Origin of the sequence: Tropicibacter oceani, assembly GCF_029958925.1 — a bacterium.
In the GTDB taxonomy this organism is placed as follows: domain Bacteria; phylum Pseudomonadota; class Alphaproteobacteria; order Rhodobacterales; family Rhodobacteraceae; genus Pacificoceanicola; species Pacificoceanicola oceani.
This window is the reverse complement of sequence record NZ_CP124616.1, coordinates 2,647,832-2,667,643: the sequence shown is the minus strand read 5'-3', so window position 1 is coordinate 2,667,643 and position 19,812 is coordinate 2,647,832. Positions and strand designations below refer to the sequence as shown.

General features: G+C 64.6%; 19 protein-coding genes. 8 read left to right on the top strand and 11 right to left on the bottom strand.

The genetic code is table 11. The features are described from left to right. Positions 1–85: 85 nt before the first annotated feature. From QF118_RS12875 to pedF, 5 genes are all read right to left on the bottom strand, one after another. A complete protein-coding gene (locus tag QF118_RS12875; RefSeq protein WP_282299458.1) occupies positions 86–2,446 on the bottom strand; it encodes a xanthine dehydrogenase family protein molybdopterin-binding subunit in 2,361 nt (786 codons plus the stop codon). Between the two features lie 97 nt (positions 2,447–2,543). Beyond that, positions 2,544–3,029: a (2Fe-2S)-binding protein gene (locus QF118_RS12870; RefSeq protein ID WP_282299457.1), complete on the bottom strand. Its 486-nt coding sequence runs from the start codon at positions 3,027–3,029 to the stop codon at positions 2,544–2,546. 53 nt (positions 3,030–3,082) lie between these two features. Beyond that, positions 3,083–3,604 carry an SRPBCC family protein gene (locus QF118_RS12865; protein WP_282299456.1) on the bottom strand — a complete coding sequence of 174 codons (522 nt, stop codon included), beginning with the start codon at positions 3,602–3,604 and terminating at the stop codon, positions 3,083–3,085. Positions 3,605–3,692: 88 nt separating this feature from the next. Further along, positions 3,693–4,610: a substrate-binding periplasmic protein gene (locus tag QF118_RS12860; protein WP_282299455.1), complete on the bottom strand. Its 918-nt coding sequence runs from the start codon at positions 4,608–4,610 to the stop codon at positions 3,693–3,695. Positions 4,611–4,638: 28 nt separating this feature from the next. Next, the gene (pedF, locus tag QF118_RS12855) at positions 4,639–5,331 is read right to left on the bottom strand and encodes a cytochrome c-550 PedF (protein ID WP_282299454.1); all 693 of its coding nucleotides are present in this window, start codon (positions 5,329–5,331) and stop codon (positions 4,639–4,641) included. Positions 5,332–5,510: 179 nt separating this feature from the next. Here pedF and QF118_RS12850 point away from each other — a divergent pair, with 179 nt between their 5' ends. The 5 genes from QF118_RS12850 (at position 5,511) to QF118_RS12830 (ending at position 9,715) form a co-directional block, all read left to right on the top strand. Further along, positions 5,511–6,677 (top strand): ABC transporter substrate-binding protein, encoded by a 1,167-nt coding sequence (locus tag QF118_RS12850; RefSeq protein WP_282299453.1) that lies wholly within the window; start codon positions 5,511–5,513, stop codon positions 6,675–6,677. A gap of 85 nt (positions 6,678–6,762) precedes the next feature. Next, positions 6,763–7,725, top strand: a complete 963-nt coding sequence (locus QF118_RS12845; RefSeq protein ID WP_282299452.1) for a YVTN family beta-propeller repeat protein — start codon at positions 6,763–6,765, stop codon at positions 7,723–7,725. Between the two features lie 48 nt (positions 7,726–7,773). Continuing rightward, the gene (locus QF118_RS12840) at positions 7,774–8,208 is read left to right on the top strand and encodes a cupredoxin domain-containing protein (protein WP_282299451.1); all 435 of its coding nucleotides are present in this window, start codon (positions 7,774–7,776) and stop codon (positions 8,206–8,208) included. A gap of 2 nt (positions 8,209–8,210) precedes the next feature. Continuing rightward, on the top strand, positions 8,211–8,927 hold the full coding sequence (locus tag QF118_RS12835; protein ID WP_282299450.1) for an ABC transporter ATP-binding protein: 717 nt from the start codon (positions 8,211–8,213) through the stop codon (positions 8,925–8,927). Then, the gene (locus tag QF118_RS12830; RefSeq protein WP_282299449.1) at positions 8,924–9,715 is read left to right on the top strand and encodes an ABC transporter permease; all 792 of its coding nucleotides are present in this window, start codon (positions 8,924–8,926) and stop codon (positions 9,713–9,715) included. The genes QF118_RS12835 and QF118_RS12830 overlap by 4 nt, the downstream gene beginning before the upstream one ends. 48 nt (positions 9,716–9,763) lie before the next feature. Here QF118_RS12830 and QF118_RS12825 read toward each other — a convergent pair whose 3' ends face one another. Together QF118_RS12825 and QF118_RS12820 are read right to left on the bottom strand one after the other, a co-directional pair. Continuing rightward, complete coding sequence (locus QF118_RS12825) at positions 9,764–10,408, bottom strand: ABC transporter ATP-binding protein (RefSeq protein WP_282299448.1); 645 nt, start codon at positions 10,406–10,408, stop codon at positions 9,764–9,766. Continuing rightward, positions 10,408–11,382 carry an ABC transporter substrate-binding protein gene (locus QF118_RS12820; RefSeq protein WP_282299447.1) on the bottom strand — a complete coding sequence of 325 codons (975 nt, stop codon included), beginning with the start codon at positions 11,380–11,382 and terminating at the stop codon, positions 10,408–10,410. The genes QF118_RS12825 and QF118_RS12820 overlap by 1 nt, the downstream gene beginning before the upstream one ends. 160 nt (positions 11,383–11,542) lie before the next feature. On the opposite strand from QF118_RS12820, the gene QF118_RS12815 reads away from it, so the two are divergent. Continuing rightward, entirely contained in the window at positions 11,543–11,950 is a 408-nt protein-coding gene (locus QF118_RS12815) for a c-type cytochrome (protein ID WP_282299446.1), read from the top strand. Positions 11,951–12,067: 117 nt separating this feature from the next. Here QF118_RS12815 and QF118_RS12810 read toward each other — a convergent pair whose 3' ends face one another. Beyond that, entirely contained in the window at positions 12,068–12,892 is an 825-nt protein-coding gene (locus tag QF118_RS12810) for a DUF1963 domain-containing protein (RefSeq protein WP_282299445.1), read from the bottom strand. A gap of 301 nt (positions 12,893–13,193) precedes the next feature. Here QF118_RS12810 and QF118_RS12805 point away from each other — a divergent pair, with 301 nt between their 5' ends. Further along, positions 13,194–14,960, top strand: coding sequence for a PQQ-dependent methanol/ethanol family dehydrogenase (locus QF118_RS12805; protein ID WP_282299444.1), 1,767 nt, complete (start codon positions 13,194–13,196; stop codon positions 14,958–14,960). A gap of 209 nt (positions 14,961–15,169) precedes the next feature. Here QF118_RS12805 and QF118_RS12800 read toward each other — a convergent pair whose 3' ends face one another. Beyond that, positions 15,170–16,720 carry a helicase HerA-like domain-containing protein gene (locus tag QF118_RS12800; protein WP_282299443.1) on the bottom strand — a complete coding sequence of 517 codons (1,551 nt, stop codon included), beginning with the start codon at positions 16,718–16,720 and terminating at the stop codon, positions 15,170–15,172. A gap of 434 nt (positions 16,721–17,154) precedes the next feature. Here QF118_RS12800 and QF118_RS12795 point away from each other — a divergent pair, with 434 nt between their 5' ends. Then, the gene (locus tag QF118_RS12795; RefSeq protein WP_282299442.1) at positions 17,155–17,802 is read left to right on the top strand and encodes an invasion associated locus B family protein; all 648 of its coding nucleotides are present in this window, start codon (positions 17,155–17,157) and stop codon (positions 17,800–17,802) included. Positions 17,803–17,863: 61 nt separating this feature from the next. On the opposite strand, the gene lpxB is transcribed toward QF118_RS12795, so the two are convergent. Then, a complete protein-coding gene (gene lpxB / locus QF118_RS12790; protein WP_282299441.1) occupies positions 17,864–19,024 on the bottom strand; it encodes a lipid-A-disaccharide synthase in 1,161 nt (386 codons plus the stop codon). Continuing rightward, on the bottom strand, positions 19,024–19,809 hold the full coding sequence (locus tag QF118_RS12785; RefSeq protein WP_282299440.1) for an LpxI family protein: 786 nt from the start codon (positions 19,807–19,809) through the stop codon (positions 19,024–19,026). Before QF118_RS12785 ends, lpxB begins: the two co-directional genes overlap by 1 nt. Between the last annotated feature and the right edge of the window lie 3 nt (positions 19,810–19,812).

The window sequence follows — 19,812 nt, the reverse complement described above, 5'->3', positions numbered from 1 at the left end:
GAAATCCGGGCCTGCGCCCATGTTTCTTTGTGCCAGAAATATCCCGGGGGTCCGGGGGCAGCGCCCCCGGTCCTGCCTTGTGCAATCAGCCGTTCATCGCGGCCCAGACACGCGACGGCGTCAGGGGCATGTTGATGTGCGCGACATCGTGGCCGCCGCCGTTCAGCGCGTCCAGCACGGCGTTGACCAATGCGGGCGGCGATCCGATCGCCCCGGCCTCGCCGCAGCCCTTCACACCCAAGGGGTTGTGCGTGCAGGGGGTGACGTTGGAATGGTCGACCTTGTAGAACGGCACGTCATCGGCGCGCGGCATTGCGTAATCCATGTAGGATGCGCTCAGCAGCTGGCCGTTTTCGTCATAGGCCGCGTTTTCAAGCATGGCCTGCCCGATCCCCTGAGCCAGCCCGCCATGGACCTGGCCTTCGACGATCATCGGGTTCACCACGTTGCCGAAATCATCGGCGGCGGCAAACTGCAGGATCTCGATCTTGCCGGTCTCGGGGTCCACTTCCAGCTCGCAGGCATAGGCGCCCGAGGGATATGTGAAGTTCGCCGGGTCGTAGAACGCGGTTTCCTCCAGGCCCGGCTCGATGTCCTCCAGCGGGTAGTTGTGCGGCACATAGGCGGCCAGGGTCACATCGCCCCAGGCCACCGACTTGTCGGTGCCCGCAACGCTGAACTGACCATCCTTCAGCTCGATATCCGCCTCCGAGGCCTCCAGCAGGTGGGCGGCGATCTTCTTGGCCTTGTTGATGATCTTCTCGGTGGCCCGAACCATCGCCGATCCGCAGACCGCCAGCGACCGCGACCCATAGGTGCCCATGCCGAAGGGGATCTTGGAGGTATCGCCGTGCACGATGTCGATCATGCTTTCGTCGATGCCCAGCATTTCCGCGACGACCTGCGGGAACACCGTCTCGTGGCCCTGACCGTGGCTGTGCGCCCCGACCATTACGGAAATCGAGCCGGTGGCGTTCACCCGCACGGTTGCCGCGTCATACAGGCCCGCACGTGCGCCCAACTGCCCGACAAGGTTCGACGGCGCGATGCCGCAGGCCTCGATATAGCAGTTGATGCCCAGCCCGCGCAGCTTGCCGCGCTTGGCGCTTTCGGCGCGGCGCGCCTCGAACCCGGCGCGGTCGATCATCTGTTCCAGCGTGTCCATGGTGGCGTTGTAATCGCCGGTGTCATATTCCACCGCGACCGGGGTCGCATAGGGGAACTGGGTGATGAAGTTCTGACGGCGCAGGGCCACCGGATCGACGCCCAGCTCGCGCGCGGCCTTGTCCACCACACGCTCCAGCTGAAAGGTCGCCTCGGGGCGGCCCGCGCCGCGATAGGCGTCCACCGGGACGGTATTGGTAAAGACGGCCTTGACGTTCACCTGAACTGCCGGGGTCTTGTAGTTGCCGGCCATCAGCGTGCCGTGCAGCCAGGTCGGCGTACAGGATGCAAAGGTCGACAGGTAGGCCCCCATGTTGGCATAGGTGTCGGTGCGCAGCCCGATAAAGTTGTTGTTCGCATCCAGCGCCAGTTCGATCTTGGACACGTGGTCACGGCCATGGGCGTCGGACATGAAGGCCTCGGACCGGGTCGAGGTCCATTTGACCGGGCGGTTGATCTGACGCGAGGCAAAGGTGCAGAACGCCTCTTCGGCGTAGTGAAAGATCTTGGTGCCGAAACCGCCACCGACGTCGGGCGCGATCACGGTCAGCTTGTGCTCGGGGATGCCAAGGACAAAGGCGCCCATCAGCAGCCGGATCACATGCGGGTTCTGGCTGGTGGTGTACAGCGTGCTCTGGTCATTGGCGCGGCTGTAATCGCCCACGGCCACGCGCGGCTCCATCGGGTTGGCAACCAGGCGGTTGTTGACCAATTCCAGCGTGGTGACATGCGCGGCTGACGAAAACGCCTTGTCGATGGCTTCCTGATCGGACCCGAACTGCCAGTCATAGCACAGGTTGTCGGACAGATCGTCGTGCACCTTGGCCGAACCGGGCTCCAGGGCGGCCTTCATGTTGACCACGGCGGGCAGTTCGGAGATGTCCAGCTCGATCGCCTCGGCGGCGTTGCGCGCCTCTTCGAGGCTTTCGGCGACGACGGCGGCGATGGGATCGCCAACATGGCGCACCTTGCCCTGGGCCAGGACCGGGTGGGCCGGTTCCTTCATCGGCTCACCGTGCTTGTCGGTGACCTGCCAGCCGCAGGGCAGACCGCCCACGCCTTCGAAATCGGCGCCGGTAAAGATGCGCACGACGCCGGGCATGGCCTCGGCCGCGCTGGTGTCGATCTTGTTGATCTTGCCATGCGCCATGTCCGAGCGCAGGAAATGCACATAGGTCTGGCCATAGATGTTGATGTCGTCGGTGTAATTTCCGGCGCCGGTCAAAAAGCGGACGTCTTCGCGCCGCTTCGGGCTTGCGCCAATGCCATGATCTTTCGGCATGGTATAATCCTCCCTTGGGGTTGCGGGGGTGAACCCCGCCCTACAATCGGTTCAGGCGCGCAGCGCGGGGGAATGTCTGCCCCGCCTTGCGCACGAGTTATTCAGCGGCGATCGACGACACATCCTGCCCGGATGCGGCCAGGATCGCCTTGACGATGTTGTGGTAGCCCGTGCAGCGGCAGATGTTGCCCTCGAGGTAGTCGCGCACCTCGTGTTCGGTCGGCTTGGGGTTGTCCTTCAGCAGCGCCGCCGCCGACATCACCATGCCCGGCGTGCAGAACCCGCACTGAAGCCCGTGATGATCCTGAAAGGCCTGCTGGATCGCGTTCAGCGACCCGTCGGCATTGGCCATGCCTTCGATCGTCGCGACCTCGGCGCCGTCTGCTTCGGCGGCGAACATGGTGCAGCCCTTGACCGCTTCGCCGTTGACATGGATCACGCAGGCGCCGCACTGCGAGGTGTCACAGCCCACATGCGTTCCGGTCAGGCGCAATTCGTCACGCAGGAATTCGGTCATCAGCGTATTGCCCTTGACCGACTTGGTGACGGTCTTGCCGTTCACCTTCATCGTTACTTCTGCCATCTCACTCCTCCCTTGGGAATTTTCTTGATTTCTGGACGGGTCCGGCGCGGGTCTTACGACACCAACCGCTTGAACCAGCCTTTTTTCTTGTGCTCGGTGCCGTGGCCCTCCTCGGCCTCGGCTTCGTTCGAGGGGCCTTCGACCGCCTCCTGGAAATTGGTAAAGAACTGGTCGGCCATCTTCTTGGCAAAGCCGTCGATGATCCGGCTGCCCAGCTGCGCCAGCTTGCCGCCGACGCTGGCGTCGACGTCATAGGTCAGCAGCGTGCCGCCGTTTTCGCCCGGCGCCAGGGTGACGACCGCGCCGCCCTTGGCAAACCCGGCCGCGCCGCCCTTGCCTTCGCCGTTCAGCGTCACGGTATTGGGCGCATCCACATCCGACAGGGTGACCTGCCCCTTGAAGGTTGCCTTGACCGGGCCGACCTTCTGCACGACCGTCGCCTCAAAGCCGTCTTCGGCGCTGCCGGCCATTTCGGTGCAGCCCGGCACACATTCCTTCAGCACATCGGGGTTCAGGATCGCGGCCCAGACCACATCCTGCGGTGCGTTGATCTGGCGGGAATCGCTCATTTGCATGGGTAGTGTCCTTTTGCTTGATGCCAAGCCTAGGCGCGTTTGCGCGGCGGGGCATATTAGACCAATGGCTTACGCCGGGGTTTCAAAGTTACCATTGCGGCGGGCGATGACTGAGCCCGTAAGATTCGAAAATGGCGGCGATACGGCCATCGGCAAGGGCCTCGGCCACCGCGTCATCGACACTGTAGGAAAACGCACGGTAGGCGAAATGCGACGCGGTCCCAAGCGGCCATTTCGATTTCGCCAGGCCCGCCAGGGGCGGTTCGTGAATCGCCACGCCCTGACCGGCAAAGAATTCCAGCTGCGCGCGCGGCCCCATGGCGGCCATCGTCTCGCCGGTGTTCAGGGCCTGCATCGCGTCCTGCATGGTCGGATAGCGCCGCACCCCCGCCGCCGTCTGCCCGCCGGCAAAGCTGGTCAGGTAGAAATCGGCGATGGAATCGTTCTCGACCGCCACCGTGTCGAACCGGAAATAGGCCGGCACCGGGCCGCCATCGGGATAGGCATCCTCGCGATAGGCGATGGCGATGCTTTCCTCGTGGTAGACCCCGGGAAACACCGCCTGCTCGACCCGGCATTGAAAGCTGGAATCGTAGGGCACCCGCATCATCAGGTTCGACACCGCGCCGCCCACCACCGGACCCTGCCAGATGTTGTGGCGCAGATCCGCCTCGAGGTTTTCGCCGGCCGCGACAAAGCGGAACTGCGCCTTCACCCCGATATACTCGGCGATCAGCCGGGCGATATCCACATCGACCCCGCGCGCCTGCCCGCCGTCGCGCCAGCTGTAGGGCGGATAATCCTCATAGACCGCGACGGTCATGTAGCCGCGCTCCTGGATCTGGTCCATGTCCTGCCCGACGATGTCTCGGCTGGCGTTCTGAGGTTTGGCCTGCGGGACATGATCGGCGCAGGGGTCGGCCGCCTCGGCGCCCCCCGCCAGCCCCGCCACAAGGACCGGCGCCAGCAACAGCTGCCGCGCGGTCTGCCAAGTCTTGCCGATCATCTCGCGCCTCCCCCTGCCCGATCCTGGATCAGTGTGCCGCTGACAATCCGATCGTCAAGGCCTCGGCCGCCTGGCGGAACCCGTCCTGGGTGCCGTCGATGAACACCGCCGCGCGGCTGGCGGCACTGTCGGCCACCGGTGCCCCGGACAGGGTTTCGATCCCCGCCGCGATTTCGCTCAGCCGTCCCTTGACCGCATCGCTGTCGGCCCCCGCAGGGTCCTCGGCCCAGGCGGTCAGCTCATCGCGCAGCGCCTTGAGCTCATCCGAAACCTCCTCCATCGAGGCATCGTCCGGGCGGGTTTCGACATAGGTGCGGATCGCCCAGGCCGCGTCCTGGCCCAAAAGCTCGCCAAAGGCCGGCATCTTGGTCACGCCGTTCTGGGTATAGCCGTCGCGGAACCGTTCGATGAACCATTCGTCGCCGTATTCCTCGGCCTCCAGAAAGCGCAGGTCAGGCGCCAGCCCGCCCGAGATCACCTCAAGCCCGTGACAGCGCGCGCAGTTCTGGTTGTAGCCCGATGCGCCCACCTTGACGGCGGTGGCCCAGACCTCCTCACCGGCGGTTTCCGCGCGGTAGGGGTTCTCGCTCAGCCAGTCGTCGCCGTTTTCCGGCAGCCCGGCCGTGTCCACCGCCTGCGGGGCGACATCGCCATGGGCCAGCGCCAGCGCCGGTGCAAGGATCAGGGCCCCAAGGGCCAGGGTCATGGTGAATTTGGTCATGTCGTCTCCTCCGGAGCATCTCCGTTCCCGTTGTCCTAGGGTTTAGGCCATGCGGCGGCGGTCGCACTATTGGACTTTCGTGGCGCGGACGGCGCCGGGGCCGGCCTGCAAACTGCACCTTGGTCGTATTGAGCGCCCCACCCCCTGGGATAGCCTGCCCCCAAGGAGGACCCCCGTCCATGATCAGACCGTTCATCGCGTCATGCCTTTTGACGGCAGTTCTTGCCGCACCGCTGCAGGCGGCCGAAATCCTCGTGCACTACATCCGGCAAGAGGTGCCGCAGCCGCCGACCCTGTCCAACCTCGACGCTCCGCCCGCCGACCTGGGGTTGCGCGGCGCGCAACTGGCGCTCGAGGACAACCGCACCACCGGCCGTTTCCTCGGCCAGACCTGGACGCTGACGCAAACCTCGGTCGCTCCGGGGGGCGATTTCCTGGCCGCTGTCAGCGCAGCGCTTGCCGAAACCGATCTGCTGATCCTCGATGCGCCCGCCGACCAGCTGCTGGCCGCCGCCGATCTGCCGCAGGCGGCGCAGGCGCTTTTGTTCAACGCCTCGGCCCCCGACACCGACCTGCGCGGCGCGGATTGCCGCGCCAACCTGCTTCACACCCTGCCATCGCGCGCCATGCTGTCCGATGCGCTGATGCAGTTCTTCGTGACCCGCAAATGGGACAAGATCGCCATGATCGAAGGCAGCGGCCCCGGCGACGCCGAAATGGCCCAGGCTTACGACCGCTCGGCCAACAAGTTCGGCCTGAAGATCCGCGCCCGCAAGACCTGGGCCTTTGACGCCGACATGCGCCGCAACGCCAGCGCCGAGGTGCCGCTGTTCACCCAGGACCTGGGCGACTACGATGTGCTTCTGGTCGCCGACGAAAGCAATGATTTCGCCCGCTACATTCCCTACAACACCTGGCGCCCGCGCCCCGTCGCCGGGGCCGAAGGTCTGACCCCCAAGGCCTGGGACCGCGTCGTAGAACAATGGGGCGCCGCCCAGCTGCAATCGCGCTTCGAAACCCTGGCTGGCCGGCCGATGGACTCTGTCGACTATGCCGCCTGGGCCGCCCTGCGCACCCTGGGCGAGGCCGTGACCCGCACCGGCGCCGCCGATGCCCCCGGCCTGCGTGCCTATATCCTTGGCCCCGACTTCGAACTCGGCGGCTTCAAGGGGCGTCCGCTGACCTTTCGCCCCTGGAACGGCCAGCTGCGCCAGCCGATCGCCCTGACCCATCGCGGCGCCCTCGTCGCCCAGCCACCGCTCGAAGGCTTCCTGCACCAGACCTCCGAACTCGACACCCTGGGGCTCGACCGCCCCGAAACACCCTGCTCTGCCTTCGCGCAGTGACCCTTTGTTTCTTTGTGCCCAAAACATCCCGGGGAGCGCGAGGGGCAGCGCCCCTCGTTGCAACACCGCCAAAAAGGACCGACCCATGAAATACACGCCGCTCCTCGCCGCCCTGCTTCTGGCCTGCCCCGCGCAGGCCGACGAAATCTGGGTGACCAATGAAAAGGACGACAGCATTTCCGTCATCGACGTCACCACGCTCGAGGTCACGCGCACCATCCCCACCGGCGAACGTCCGCGCGGCATCATCTTTTCCCATGACTATTCGGTGGTCTACATCTGCGCCTCGGACAGCGACGCTGTCCAGGTCATGGACCCCGAAACCGGCGAGATCCTGCATGATCTGCCCTCCGGCGAGGACCCCGAACAATTCGCGCTGCACCCGGACGGTCGCCACCTGTACATCGCCAACGAAGACGACGCGATCACCACGGTCGTCGACACCCAGTCGCGCCACGTCATCGCCCAGATCGACGTTGGCATCGAACCCGAAGGCATGGCCGTCTCGCCCGATGGCAAGATCGCCATCACCACCTCTGAAACCACCAACATGGCGCATTGGATCGACACCGCGACCCAGCAGCTGTTTGCCAACACCCTTGTGGACAGCCGCCCGCGCCACGCCGAATTCGTCAAGGACGGAGCCGAGCTTTGGGTTTCGTCCGAGATTGGCGGCACGATCACCGTTTTCGATACCGCCACCCAGGCCGAAAAGGCGAAGATCGCCTTTGAACTGCCCAACATCCACCCAGACCGCGTCCAGCCCGTCGGGTTCGAACTGACCGCCGGGGATACCCACGCCTTTGTCGCGCTCGGACCGGCAAACCACCTGGCCGTGGTCAATGCCCAGACCTACGAGGTCGAGGACTACATCCTTGTCGGGCGCCGCGTCTGGCACATGGCCTTCAATGCCGACAAATCCCGGCTGTTCACCACCAATGGCATTTCCGGCGATGTCACCGTTGTCGACGTCGCCGCGCGCAAGGCGTTGAAATCCATAAAGGTCGGGCGCTTTCCCTGGGGCGCGGCCTTTCGCCCGTCGCCCTGATCGCCCACAAACGCCCAAAACCACGCACCAAGTTACGAAGGACCCACCATGAAACACCTGCCCCTTGTCGCCGCCCTGATCTGCCTGCCCTTGCCGGCGCTTGCCCAGGACACGGGCTTTGGCCCTGCCGGGATCCTTTCTGCCAAGAACAAACAGGACCTGGAGCCGATCACGCTGAGCGCCGGGATGCCGCTGACCTCGGCGCCCTGGGTGCTGAAATCCGGCACCTATTACGAATTCGAAATCCAGGGCGATGGCAGCCAGGAACTGGCGTTGACCGGCTCGGATTTCTTTCGCGCCATCTGGATTGACGAGATTGTTGTCGAAGGGCTGGAAATCCGCCCCCTTGGCCTCGATTCCATCGAATTCGACGAGGCGGGTGAAATGGAAATCGGCTTTCTCGCGATCAAGCCGGGGCGCTATCACCTGATGGTGCCGGGTTCGACCGGGGAAACGCAACGCCTTGATATCACGATTGAATAGCCATGGGCCTGCGCGTTTCTGACCTGTCCTTCCGCTATGGCGCGAAACAGGCGCTGGACAGCGTCAGCTTTGACGCGCGGCCCGGGCATTTCACCGCCCTGTTGGGGCCGAACGGGGCGGGAAAATCGACCCTGTTCGCGCTGCTGACCCGGCTATTCACCGCGCCGCAAGGACGGATCGAAATCGCCGGGCATGATCTGGCGGAAACCCCGCGCGCGGCGCTGGCGCAGATGGGTATCGTCTTTCAAATGCCCACTTTGGATCTTGATTTGACCGTCCGCCAGAACCTGGCCTATTTCGCTGCGCTGCACGGGTTGTCCGGTGCCGGGGCCGCAAAGCGCATCGACGCCGCGCTGGACCGATTGGACATGCGCGAGCGCGCCGGTGAAAAGGCCCGCGCGCTCAATGGCGGGCATCGCCGCCGGACCGAGATCGCCCGCGCCCTGCTGCATTCCCCATCCGTCCTGCTGCTGGACGAGCCGACCGTGGGGCTGGACGCCGCCGCGCGCGCCGCGATCACCGAACACCTGCACGCGCTGGCCAGCGCCGACAATCTGACGGTGCTTTGGGCCACCCACCTGACCGACGAGGTGCGCTCCGATGACGACCTGGTGCTGCTGCACCACGGCCGCATCAAGGCCACGGGCCAGGCCGGCACCTTGCACGGGCCCGCCGCCCTGTCCGACTGGTTCCTGTCCCAGACCGGAGCCGAAGCATGAACCCCTATCTGATCGCCTTTCGCGCCATCACCACCCGCGAAGCCCTGCGGTTCGTGCATCAGCGCGAACGCTTTATCGCGGCGCTTGTGCGTCCGCTGGTCTGGCTTTTGGTCTTTGCCGCGGGCTTTCGCGCGGCGCTGGGGCTGTCGATCACGCCGCCCTACCAGACCTATATCACCTACGAAACCTACATCGTTCCGGGGCTTTGCGGGATGATCTTGCTGTTCAACGGCATGCAAAGCTCGCTCAGTCTGGTTTATGACCGGGAAATGGGGTCCATGCGGCTTTTGCTGACCTCGCCCCTTCCCCGTTGGTTTTTATTGTTTTCAAAACTTTGCGGAGCGACCTTCATCGGAATTCTGCAGTGTTATGCCTTTTTGGCCATCGCCGGGCTGTTCGGGATCACCGCGCCGCTTTGGGGCTATCTTGCGGTGCTGCCGGCGCTGGTCCTGTCGGGGCTGATGTTGGGGGCCTTGGGGCTGGCATTGTCCAGCTTCATCAAGCAGCTGGAGAATTTCGCAGGCGTGATGAACTTTGTGATCTTCCCGATGTTCTTTCTCAGCTCCGCGCTCTATCCCCTTTGGAAGATGGCAGAATCCTCGGAACTGTTGCACGATGTCTGCCAGGCGAACCCCTTTACCCATGCGGTCGAATTGATCCGCTTTGCGCTGTACATGGAACTGGCGCCCTGGGCGCTGCTTTGGACGCTTGTGGCAAGCGCTGTGTTCATGGCGCTGGCGCTGTGGGGATACGATCCGGCCCGATCCCTGGTGCGGCGCAAAGGGTAATTTTTTCAACCCCTTACGCACGCATGTTTATCCAAACAGTGAAGGTGGTCAGGCCTGCGACAGCGTTGCCGGGCTGCCCTCCAGCCGCAGGATACGGCTGGCCAGGCGCTTTGCCTCGGTGGTTGAATGGGTGACCAGCAGGGTCGTCACGTCGCGCCGCGCGCGCATGGTTTCGAACAGGGTCATCATTTCGTCCCCCAGGGCATCGTCCAACGAGACAAAGGGTTCGTCCATCAGCAACAGGTCGGGGCGCGCGGCAAAGGCGCGGGCCAGCGACATGCGCCGCTGCTGACCAAGGCTGAGCCGCCCGGGGAAATCGTCACCGCGCCCGGCAAGACCGACCTCGGCCAGCGCCTTTTCCGCCTCGTCCGGGGAAATGTCGGTGGTCAGACGCAGGTTGTCGCGCAGGGTGCGCCAGGGCAGCAGCGTGGGCTCCTGGAACACCATGGCCAGGCGCGCAGGCACCTGGACCGTGCCGCGGTGGCGGGTTTCAAAGCCCGCCAGAACCCGCAGCAACGTGGATTTGCCAATGCCCGACGGGCCGGTCAGCGCGACGGTTTCGCCGCACCCCAGCGCCAGGTCGATGGCGCCCAGAACCGCGCGCCCACCAAGCGCCAGCCCGGGCAGGCTCAGGCGGGCCACCGGGGGGGCCGCCTGACGCCGGTTGTCATGCACCAGATGCAGCGCGGCCATCACGATCCGGGCTGGACAAACAGCCCCTGCGGAAGCTCGGTCGCGGTCCCGACAAGCTCTTCTCCGCCAAGATCGGCCATCAGTTTCAACATCCGCGCGGCGGCCTCTTCGTCCACCGGTCCGGGGGCGGGAATGCCGGCGCGATAGCCGGCCTTGAGCGCGTCGAACTGCGCATCGTTGTCGGCATTCATGCGCGGGCGCAGTCGATCCCACTCCTCTTCGGAGGTGCTGAGCAGATCTTTGGCATCGCGCGAAGCGGCGGCAAGGCCTTCGACCAGGTCGGGGTGCTCGCGCAGCATGTCACCTTTGAGCACATAGCCCAGCAGCGGCGTCTGCGGGTCCAGCCCCAGCGCGGTGGCGGCCTGGTCGACGGTGACCAGCGGCTTCATCCCGCCGGCCTCCATCTTGGCCAGGAAGTGCCAGAAATTGATCGCCCCGCCCAGTTCGCCCTGAAGCGCGGTCTTGAAGATCAGCGGCGGCGCGCCAAAGACCTGCTCGGTCTCGGCGGCAAGATCCATGCCGTGTTCCTGCTGGGCATAGGCGCGCAGGATCAGCCAGCTTTTGTCCAGCGGCCCCCCGGCGATGCCGATCTTTTCGCCCTTGAGATCCGCCAGAGACTGCGCCGCCGAATCTGCCGGCACCATCAGCGCACCCACCGCACGGCTGTAGGGCACAAAGACATAGTCCATGCCCGCCGCCCGCTGCCGCGCCACCCAAAGCCAGTCAGAGACGATCACATCGGCCGCGCCGCCCTGAAAGGCGACCTGCGCCGCCGGGCCGCCAGCCACGCCCTGCACCGCCAGCTCAAAGCCGTGCGCGCCGTCGAAATCATGGTGCTGGATCACGTCCAGCTCCCAGTTGACGGTGCCGTATTCCAGCACCGCGGCGCGCAGCACCGGGGTTTCGGCCAGCGCGGCGCCAGCGGTGATGACCAGCGCGGCGGTGGTCCCGTAGAGTGTTTTCAGAAAAGCCATGTCTCTCCTCCCAGAGCGATCTTTGCGCCAGAGTAACAGCCATAAAAGCCCCCGATATACGACCAATGGACAGGGCGCGGCAGGCCATCTGTTGACATGGATCAACATCGTTCAGGGCGCCGGGACTATCTTGGGCGCAGATCACGAAAGGACTGAAACGATGCGCAATTTCCCCCTGGTTCTGGCCGCCTGCATGGCCGCCACCCCTGCCCTTGCCGATACCTTCCAGGAGGTGACGGTGACCGCTGGCAAGACCCTGTTCGAAGCGGAATGCCGCCGCTGCCACGCGGTCGACGCAAGCGATCCGTCCTATGGGCCGCCGCTGGAAAACGTGCTGTACCGCGCGGCGGGCAGCTATGAGGGTTATGACTATTCGATTGCGCTCGAAGCCTCGGGTATCGTCTGGACCCCCGCTGCCCTGCGCGCCTGGATGGAGGACAACGACGGCTTCATGCCCGGCACCAAGATGCGCCATGTCGGGATCGAGGACCGCACGGTGCAGGACTTCATCCTTGCCTACCTCGGATCGATCTCGCCGCAGGACAACAAGGCCATCGAGGGCGAGTAAGCCCCGCCGGCGCGCGGCGGCCAAGGGGCGTTCCGGCGCCCCTCTGGCCGCGCCGCCATGCCTGGCCGGCCGGCACGCATCCACAAACCGGGCCGCTTGGCTTCAGAAATTGCGCCTTCAGAAATCTCGTATCATTATGTTTTCAAAACGATTGTTTGCAAGATCGCCTTTATTGATCCAGAACAGCGTGTAGGAAAACCCGAATTCGATGTCGGGATCGGAATCCAGCAGCAGCAGCAGCAGCGGAACAGCGTCCTTTTCCACCTCCATGTACTCCCGGTTCTCGTCGCCCTCATCCGGGCCAAAGAACAGGGCGTGAAACACGGTTTGCTCGCCGGACTTGTTCCCGTCAGCATCCAGCAGCACAGGGTGCTGTTCAATCCATTCCTCTTCGAAATCCGGCGGGTCTTTCCTCGCAAAAGCGGTCGGCACGATTGGCCATCGCGGATAGCCGGCGGAAAGCATCTCGCGCAGATAGGTATCGCTGGGCGTAAAGGTCAGGGCCCCATCGTCCGTGATGGGCAAACCGCCGGGCATGTCTCTTTCGGGGATATCCGCCACAGGCCCGGGCACATGGATCACACGCGCCCCGCCAAGGTCGTGGCCGAAAACAGGCGCATAGACCGGATCCACGAAGAAAAACAGCGTCCCCTGCCGCGCAAATTCCGGCAGGCCCGGGACATCGCGCAGCACCGCCAGGTCGATCTGCAACAGGAAATGAAGCGGCACCTGGAGGTTTTCATCGCCGTAATGGGGCCACGCGATCTGGGCCGGCAGGTTTGGCCGCCCGCCAAAGAAGCACCCCGGTGTCCCGGCATCCGTTGGCGCGGGTGTTTTGCGAAGCCATATACCCTGTTTCATGCCGTCAAAACCCGATCCGCCCGCCTTGCTGCCGATGCCATGTGCCGTCTCCTTGTATCCTCGCCTGCGTTGCCTGCGCATTCGTGATGCTTTCCAAGACGTTATCCGGCGGCAAAGCGCGGCACAACGCTTTGTGCGGGCCAAGTCGCGCCCAAGGCATGCCACGCGGCCGCCGATTTCGCCGCGAGTCGCCCGAAAGGCGCAAGGCCGGCGATTCTGCCGATTCTGGGTTCCGGGCAAACCGCGGCTGTCAAGTCGCCATGGGTCGTACGACCTATGGCCCGTTCCGGCAAAACCGCTTCTTCTTATAGAGTTTGACCCAGCACCGGTTCCGGCGGTCAATCCCCGGGGCAAAACGATGCTTGTTCACGGGAGGAGACACATGAACAATTTCGTCGCCGCCGTTGCCCTCAGCCTGATTGCCGCCACAAGCGCACAGGCCCAGGTCACGGAAGAAATGCTGGCCAATGACGACACGATCACCAACCAGGTGGTCACCAATGGCATGGGCCGCCACCTTCAGCGCTATTCCCCGCTGGAAACCCTCAACAAGGACAACGTCAAGAACCTCGTCCCCGCATGGGCCTTCAGCCTGGGCGGCGAAAAGCAGCGCGGGCAGGAAACCCAGCCGCTGGTCTATGACGGGGTGATGTATATCACCGGGTCGTATTCGCGGCTTTATGCCATCGACGTGAAGACCGGCAAGGAACTGTGGCAGTACGACGCCCGCCTTCCCGAAGGCATCCTGCCCTGCTGTGACGTGATCAACCGCGGCGCGGCGCTCTACAACGACAAGGTCATCTTTGGCACGCTGGACGCCCGCATCGTGGCGCTGGACGCCAAGACCGGTGACGTGGTCTGGCGCGACAAGATCGAGGATTACAAGGCCGGCTATTCCTATACCGCTGCGCCGCTGATCGTGAACGGGCTTGTCATCACCGGCAACTCGGGCGGTGAATTCGGCATCGTCGGCGAAGTGCAGGCGCGCAACGCCGACACCGGCGAAATGGTCTGGACCCGCCCCGTGATCGAAGGCCACATGGGCACGCTGAACGGCGAAGAAAGCACCATGACCGGCACGCTGAACGCGACCTGGCCCGGTGATCTGTGGAAGACAGGCGGCGGCGCCACCTGGCTTGGCGGATCTTATGATGCGCGCACCGACACGATCATCATGGGCACCGGCAACCCGGCGCCGTGGAACAGCCACCTGCGCGGCGCGGGCACCCCGTCCGACGACGGCATGGGCGACAACCTTTATGCGGCCAGCCGCATCGGCCTCGACCCCGCCACCGGCGAGATCAAGTGGCACTTCCAGACCACCCCGCGCGAAGGCTGGGACTATGACGGCGTGAACGAAGTGGTCGCCTATGACGACCGCGCCGGCAACCAGCGCCTGGCCACCGCCGACCGTAACGGCTTCTTCTACGTTCTGGATGCGGTGAACGGCGGCTATGTCGGCGCCACGCCCTTCGTCAAGGATATCTCCTGGGCCTCGGGCATCGACGAAAACGGCCGTCCGATCTTCATCGAGGAAAACCGCCCCGGCAATCCCGCCGATGCGGCCGATGGCAAGAAAGGCGATGTCGTCTTCTCCTCGCCCGGCTTCCTCGGGGGCAAGAACTGGATGCCCATGGCCTTCTCCCAGAAGACCGGCAACTTCTACGTGCCCTCCAACGAATGGGGCATGGATATCTGGAACGAGCCTGTCTCCTACAAAAAGGGCGCGGCCTACCTCGGCTCGGGTTTCACGATCAAGCCGAACTACGAAGACCACATCGGCTCGCTCAAGGCGATCGACCCCGACACGCTGGAAACCAAGTGGGAATACAAGAACGAGGCCCCGCTTTGGGGCGGCGTGATGACCACCGCTGGCGGCCTGGTGTTCTTTGGCACCCCCGAAGGTGAATTCCTGGCGCTGGACGATGAAACAGGCGAGATCCTGTGGTCCTTCCAGACCGGCTCGGGCATCGTTGGCCAGCCGATCACCTGGGAACAGGACGGCGAACAGTTCGTCTCGATCATCTCGGGCTGGGGCGGCGCGGTTCCGCTCTGGGGTGGCGAAGTGGCCAAAAAGGTCAGCTACCTGAACCAGGGTGGTCTGCTCTGGACCTTCCGCCTGCCCAAAGAGCTGGCCTCGGCCAACTGATCCGCTCGTCGTGATAGAACAAAAAGCGCCCGGTCTTGACCCGGGCGCTTTGCTTTTGAACCGCCAAAGAAGGGGGCCAGCCCCCTCGGCCTTTCGGCCTCACCCCCGGGATATTTGCAGCACAAAGAAGCACATGTGTGCCCCCTTGGTTTCTTTGTGCCTGAAATATCCCGGGGGAGCCGCGCAGCGGCGGGGGCAGCGCCCCCTCTTTACCGCGCCTTGAACAGCCCGCCCAGAATGCCGCGTACGATGCGCCGGCCGGTGGTGCCGGTCAGTTCCTTGACCACCATGTCCTGCATCTGTTGGCCAAAGCTTTTGTCGCGGCTGGTTTTGCGGCTGGGCTGGGCGGTGGAGCGTCCGACCCGCGTGCCCGAATACCGACGGCCGGCGCTGTATTCGCGTTCGGCGGCTTCCATTTCCTCTTCACGGGCCTCGGCCTCGGCGGCGGCCCTGGCGGCCTTTTCTGCACGTTCCAGCAGCATTTCATGCGCCGAGTGGCGATCCAGCCTTTCGTCGTATTTGCCCGACAGGTCAGAGGCCCCCATGATCCCGCCGCGCTGCGCCGGGGTGATCGGCCCCAACTGCGACGATGGCGGCCGGATCAGGGTGCGTTCGGCGACCCCGGGAACGCCCTTTTTCTGCAACATCGAGGTCACGGCCTCGCCAACGCCAACCTCGCGGATGGCTTCTTCGATGTTGAAACGCGGGTTTTCGCGGTAGGTTTCCGCCGCCAGCCGCAGCGCCTTGCGGTCGCGCGCGGTAAAGGCGCGCAGCGCGTGCTGAACGCGGTTGCCAAGCTGGCCAAGGATGTCCTCGGGGATGTCATCGGGGCTTTGCGTGATGAAATAGACACCGACCCCCTTGGAGCGAATCAAGCGCGCCACCTGTTCGACCTTGTCGACCAGCGCCTTTGGGGCGCCGTCGAACAAAAGGTGTGCTTCGTCGAAGAAGAAGACAAGGCGCGGCTTGTCGGGATCGCCGACCTCGGGCAGTTCCTCGAACAGTTCCGACAGCAGCCAGAGCAGGAAGGTCGCGTAAAGACGCGGCGATTGCATCAACGTGTCCGAGGCCAGGATGTTGACCCGTCCGCGCCCGTCCGCATCGCAGCGCATCAGGTCGGCCAGGTCCAGCGCCGGTTCGCCGAACAGGTTGGCGCCGCCCTGGTTTTCCAGTACCAGCAGGCGGCGTTGGATCGCGCCCACCGAAGCGGTCGAGATATTGCCATAGCGCAGCGACAGGTCGGCCCGGTTTTCGCCCAGCCAGACCAGCAGGCTGCGCAGGTCTTCGAGATCGAGCAGCGGCAGGCCTTCTTCGTCGGCCAGGCGGAAGGCGATGTTCAGGATGCCCTCTTGCGCTTCGGACAGTTCCAGCAGGCGGGCCAGCAACAGCGGCCCCATTTCCGAAACCGTGGTGCGCACCGGGTGCCCCTGTTTGCCGAACAGGTCCCAGAAGGTCACCGGAAAGGCCTGGTAGGCGAAATCGTCAAAGCCGATCCGGGCGTTGCGTTCCATGAAGGGGGCGTGCAGTTTGCCGGCGGGATTGCCCGGCACCGCAAGGCCGGACAGATCGCCTTTGACATCGGCCATGAAGACCGGCACCCCGGCGGCGGAAAACCCTTCGGCCAGGATTTGCAGCGTGACGGTCTTGCCCGTGCCCGTTGCCCCGGCAATCAACCCGTGCCGGTTGGCGTATCCAAGGCTCAAGTATTGCTTTTCGCCATACTCGGGTCCGCCGCCCCCGACAAAAATGCCATCCGTCATCCATGCTCTCCCCATTGGAACGACCCGAACATACATCCTTAACCATTTGATGCCAGAATGAATTTGTCCGAGATGACATGTCCTCTCCTGTCTCGGGCAGACTTCCTCCCTGTCAGACTGACCGCGCCTTATGGCGCGGTTTTTTTTCGTCCAGTGGGGGGTGATGATTTCTTTGTGAAAAGCCTGTTGACCACCGCCTGCACTTCTTCTAGCGTTCCGATCAATGAAAAAGTCGGCCGGTCCGACAGGGAGCGAAGCGGAAAGGGGCCTATTCGGGCCCCTTTTCATATGGGCCGGCTCGTTTAAATATTTTTCCATGCAAACAGGCGCTTATCCGCGAACCGCCCGCAAGGTCAGGTTTTTCCATCCTGACACTGGCCGCGCCGCATGATAAGCGATGACCCAACGATAAAAGAGGATTTCAGAGGACTTCCATGACACGATCGCTTCTTCTTCTGTCTCTGGTTGCCGCACTGGGTGCGGCGCCCGTGTTCGCCCAGACCGCAACAGAAACCGAACAGCCCGCAGCCCCCGAGGCGGCTGATTCCCCTGCGTCCGACGGCAGCACCAACATCGGTGGCGCGCTGGACCTGGGTGAGGATGCCAGTGCCCCCGAAGACGGCGCGGCAAAGCCCGAAACCTATATCAAGGAAACCTTCGGCGACTGGTCGCTGCAGTGTCTCAAGGTCCCCGAGGCCGAAGACGTCTGCCAGATGTACCAGCTGCTCAAGGACCCCAACGGCGCATCGGTGGCCGAGGTCAGCATCTTCCGGCTGCAGAACGGCGGTCAGGCGGTTGCAGGCGGCACCTTTGTGGTTCCGCTGGAAACCCTGCTGACGCAGAAACTGGTCGTTTCGGTCGATGGCGGCCAGGCGCGGCGGTATGACTATTCGTTCTGTGCGCCGATCGGCTGCTATGCCCGCGTCGGGTTCACCGCCGAGGATATCGCCCGCTTCAAGGCCGGCGCCAAGGCAAGCGTGACCCTGGTTCCCGCGCTGGCGCCCGATCAGAAAGTATCGGTCGACATGTCGCTTAGCGGGTTTACCGCCGCCTACGACCAGACATCGTCGCTGAACCAGTAAGTCATTGAACGATCATGGAAAGGCCCCCGAAAGCATGGCTTTCGGGGGCTTTTTCTTTGGCTTAGTGGCGGGTGGCGCCGCTGGCCAGCCCGTTCAGCACCGCGCGGGCTGCGCGCAGGCCGGGGAATTCACCGCCCTGCCCCAGCCGCTGCATGGTCAGTTGCATGGCCTCTTGCTGGCGCGCGGGATTGTCCAGCACCTCGATCAGGGCCTGGGCGATGGGGCCGGGCTGGCATTTCGGGCCGATGAATTCCGGAATCGCGCGGGTTTCCGACACAAGGTTGACCAGGGTCACGGTGTCGACCAGCAACATGCGGCCGATGATCTGGCGGGACAGCCAGCTCATGTCATAGGCGATCACCATGGGCGTGCCTGCCGCCGCCAGTTCCAGAGAGACCGTCCCCGAGGCCGCCAGCGCCACGTCCGCCGCGCGAAAGGCCGCGCGTTTTTCCGCGCCGCTGTCGTCCTGATCCGGGGCGATGACCAGTGGTGCGCCGGGCCAGTCCTGAACCGCCGCGCGCACCGCCTGCGCGACCGAAGGCGCGGCAGGCACCACGATCCGCAGATCCGGGCGTAAAGCCTGCAAGGCGCGGGCCACCTCGGCGAAAATCGGCAACAGCCGCGAGATTTCAGAGCGGCGCGACCCCGGCAACATCAGCGCCATGGCGCCGTCGATTCCGTGGCGCGCGCGGAACGCCTGTGCCTCGGCGTCGCTGGCCTGCGGGTCCATGACCACCGGATGGCCGACGAAATCACAGGCGATGCCGGCGGCCTGCATGTAGGGCGGCTCGAACGGCAAAAGCGCCAGCACCTGGTCGACATGCGCCGCCATCTTTTGCGCGCGCTTGGGCCGCCAGGCCCAGACCGTCGGCGCCACGTAATGCACGATGCGCACATCCGACACCGCCTTGACCAGGCGATTCACCCGCAGCGAGAATTCCGGCAGGTCGATGGTGATCAACACGTCGGGCTGCTCGGCGATGACCGCATCGGCGGTTTGCCGGATGCGTGCCTTGAGGTGCCTGTATTCCTTGAGGATTTCCGAAATCCCCATGATGCTGATTTCATCCATGGGAAACAGGCTGTCCAGCCCTTCGGCCTGCATGCGCGCGCCGCCGATGCCGCGAAAGCTGACGTCCGGAAGCAGCTGTTTCAGCCCCTGCATGAGCGCCGCGCCCAGCTTGTCGCCCGAGGCCTCTCCGGCGGTGATGAAAACGCGCATCAGAGCGGCCTTTCCCGGACCCAAAGAAACAGGCCCGCCTTGTCCAGAATGTCGATGACCGCGCCGCGGTCCAGAACCATGACGCCGCCTGCTTCGATGATCAGCCCGGCCAGCCCCAACTGTGCGGCGCGCTGCGCCGTGGCGGGGCCGATCACCGGCAGGTCGGCGCGCCGGTCCTGCCCCGGTTTCGGCGCCTTGTAAAAGACCGCGCCGGGCGCAGCGCCCAGCCCGGCCAGCATGGCATCGGTGCCTGCCGCATCCTCGCGCGCCAGCACCTGGGTGTCGGTGACGACACAGGCCTGCCCCAGGTCCTGCGCGCCCTGGGCATCGCTGACACGGTCCCCCTGCGCGGCAGCCAGACGGGCCGTGTCATCGGGTTGCACCCGTGTCGGGCACCCTGCTGCGGGCAGCAGATCCGGCGCGGCCTCGTGGGCGGCGATGACCTGAAACCCCGCCTCTTCGAGGATCGAAATCGCGATGCGCAGCGCCCCGTCGTCGCCGCGCTTCAACGCCCGGCGAATTTTCGGCAGCAGCGCCAGCGTCGCCAGATCCAGTCGCAACCAGTTGATCCGAGGCCGAGAGACCGCGCCGCACAGGCAGACCTGACGGACACCGCGCGCCCGCAGCACCCTGAGGAAACCGCCCAGACGTTCCAGCGCAAAGACATGGCTGGCCTCGACACTGTCGGGGGGCGATCCGTCCAGCGCGCAGATCAGCACAGGCCGATCCTGCGCCTGCACCACGGCGCGGGGCAATTCCCCACGCCCTGCGATCAGGGCCAGCACGCG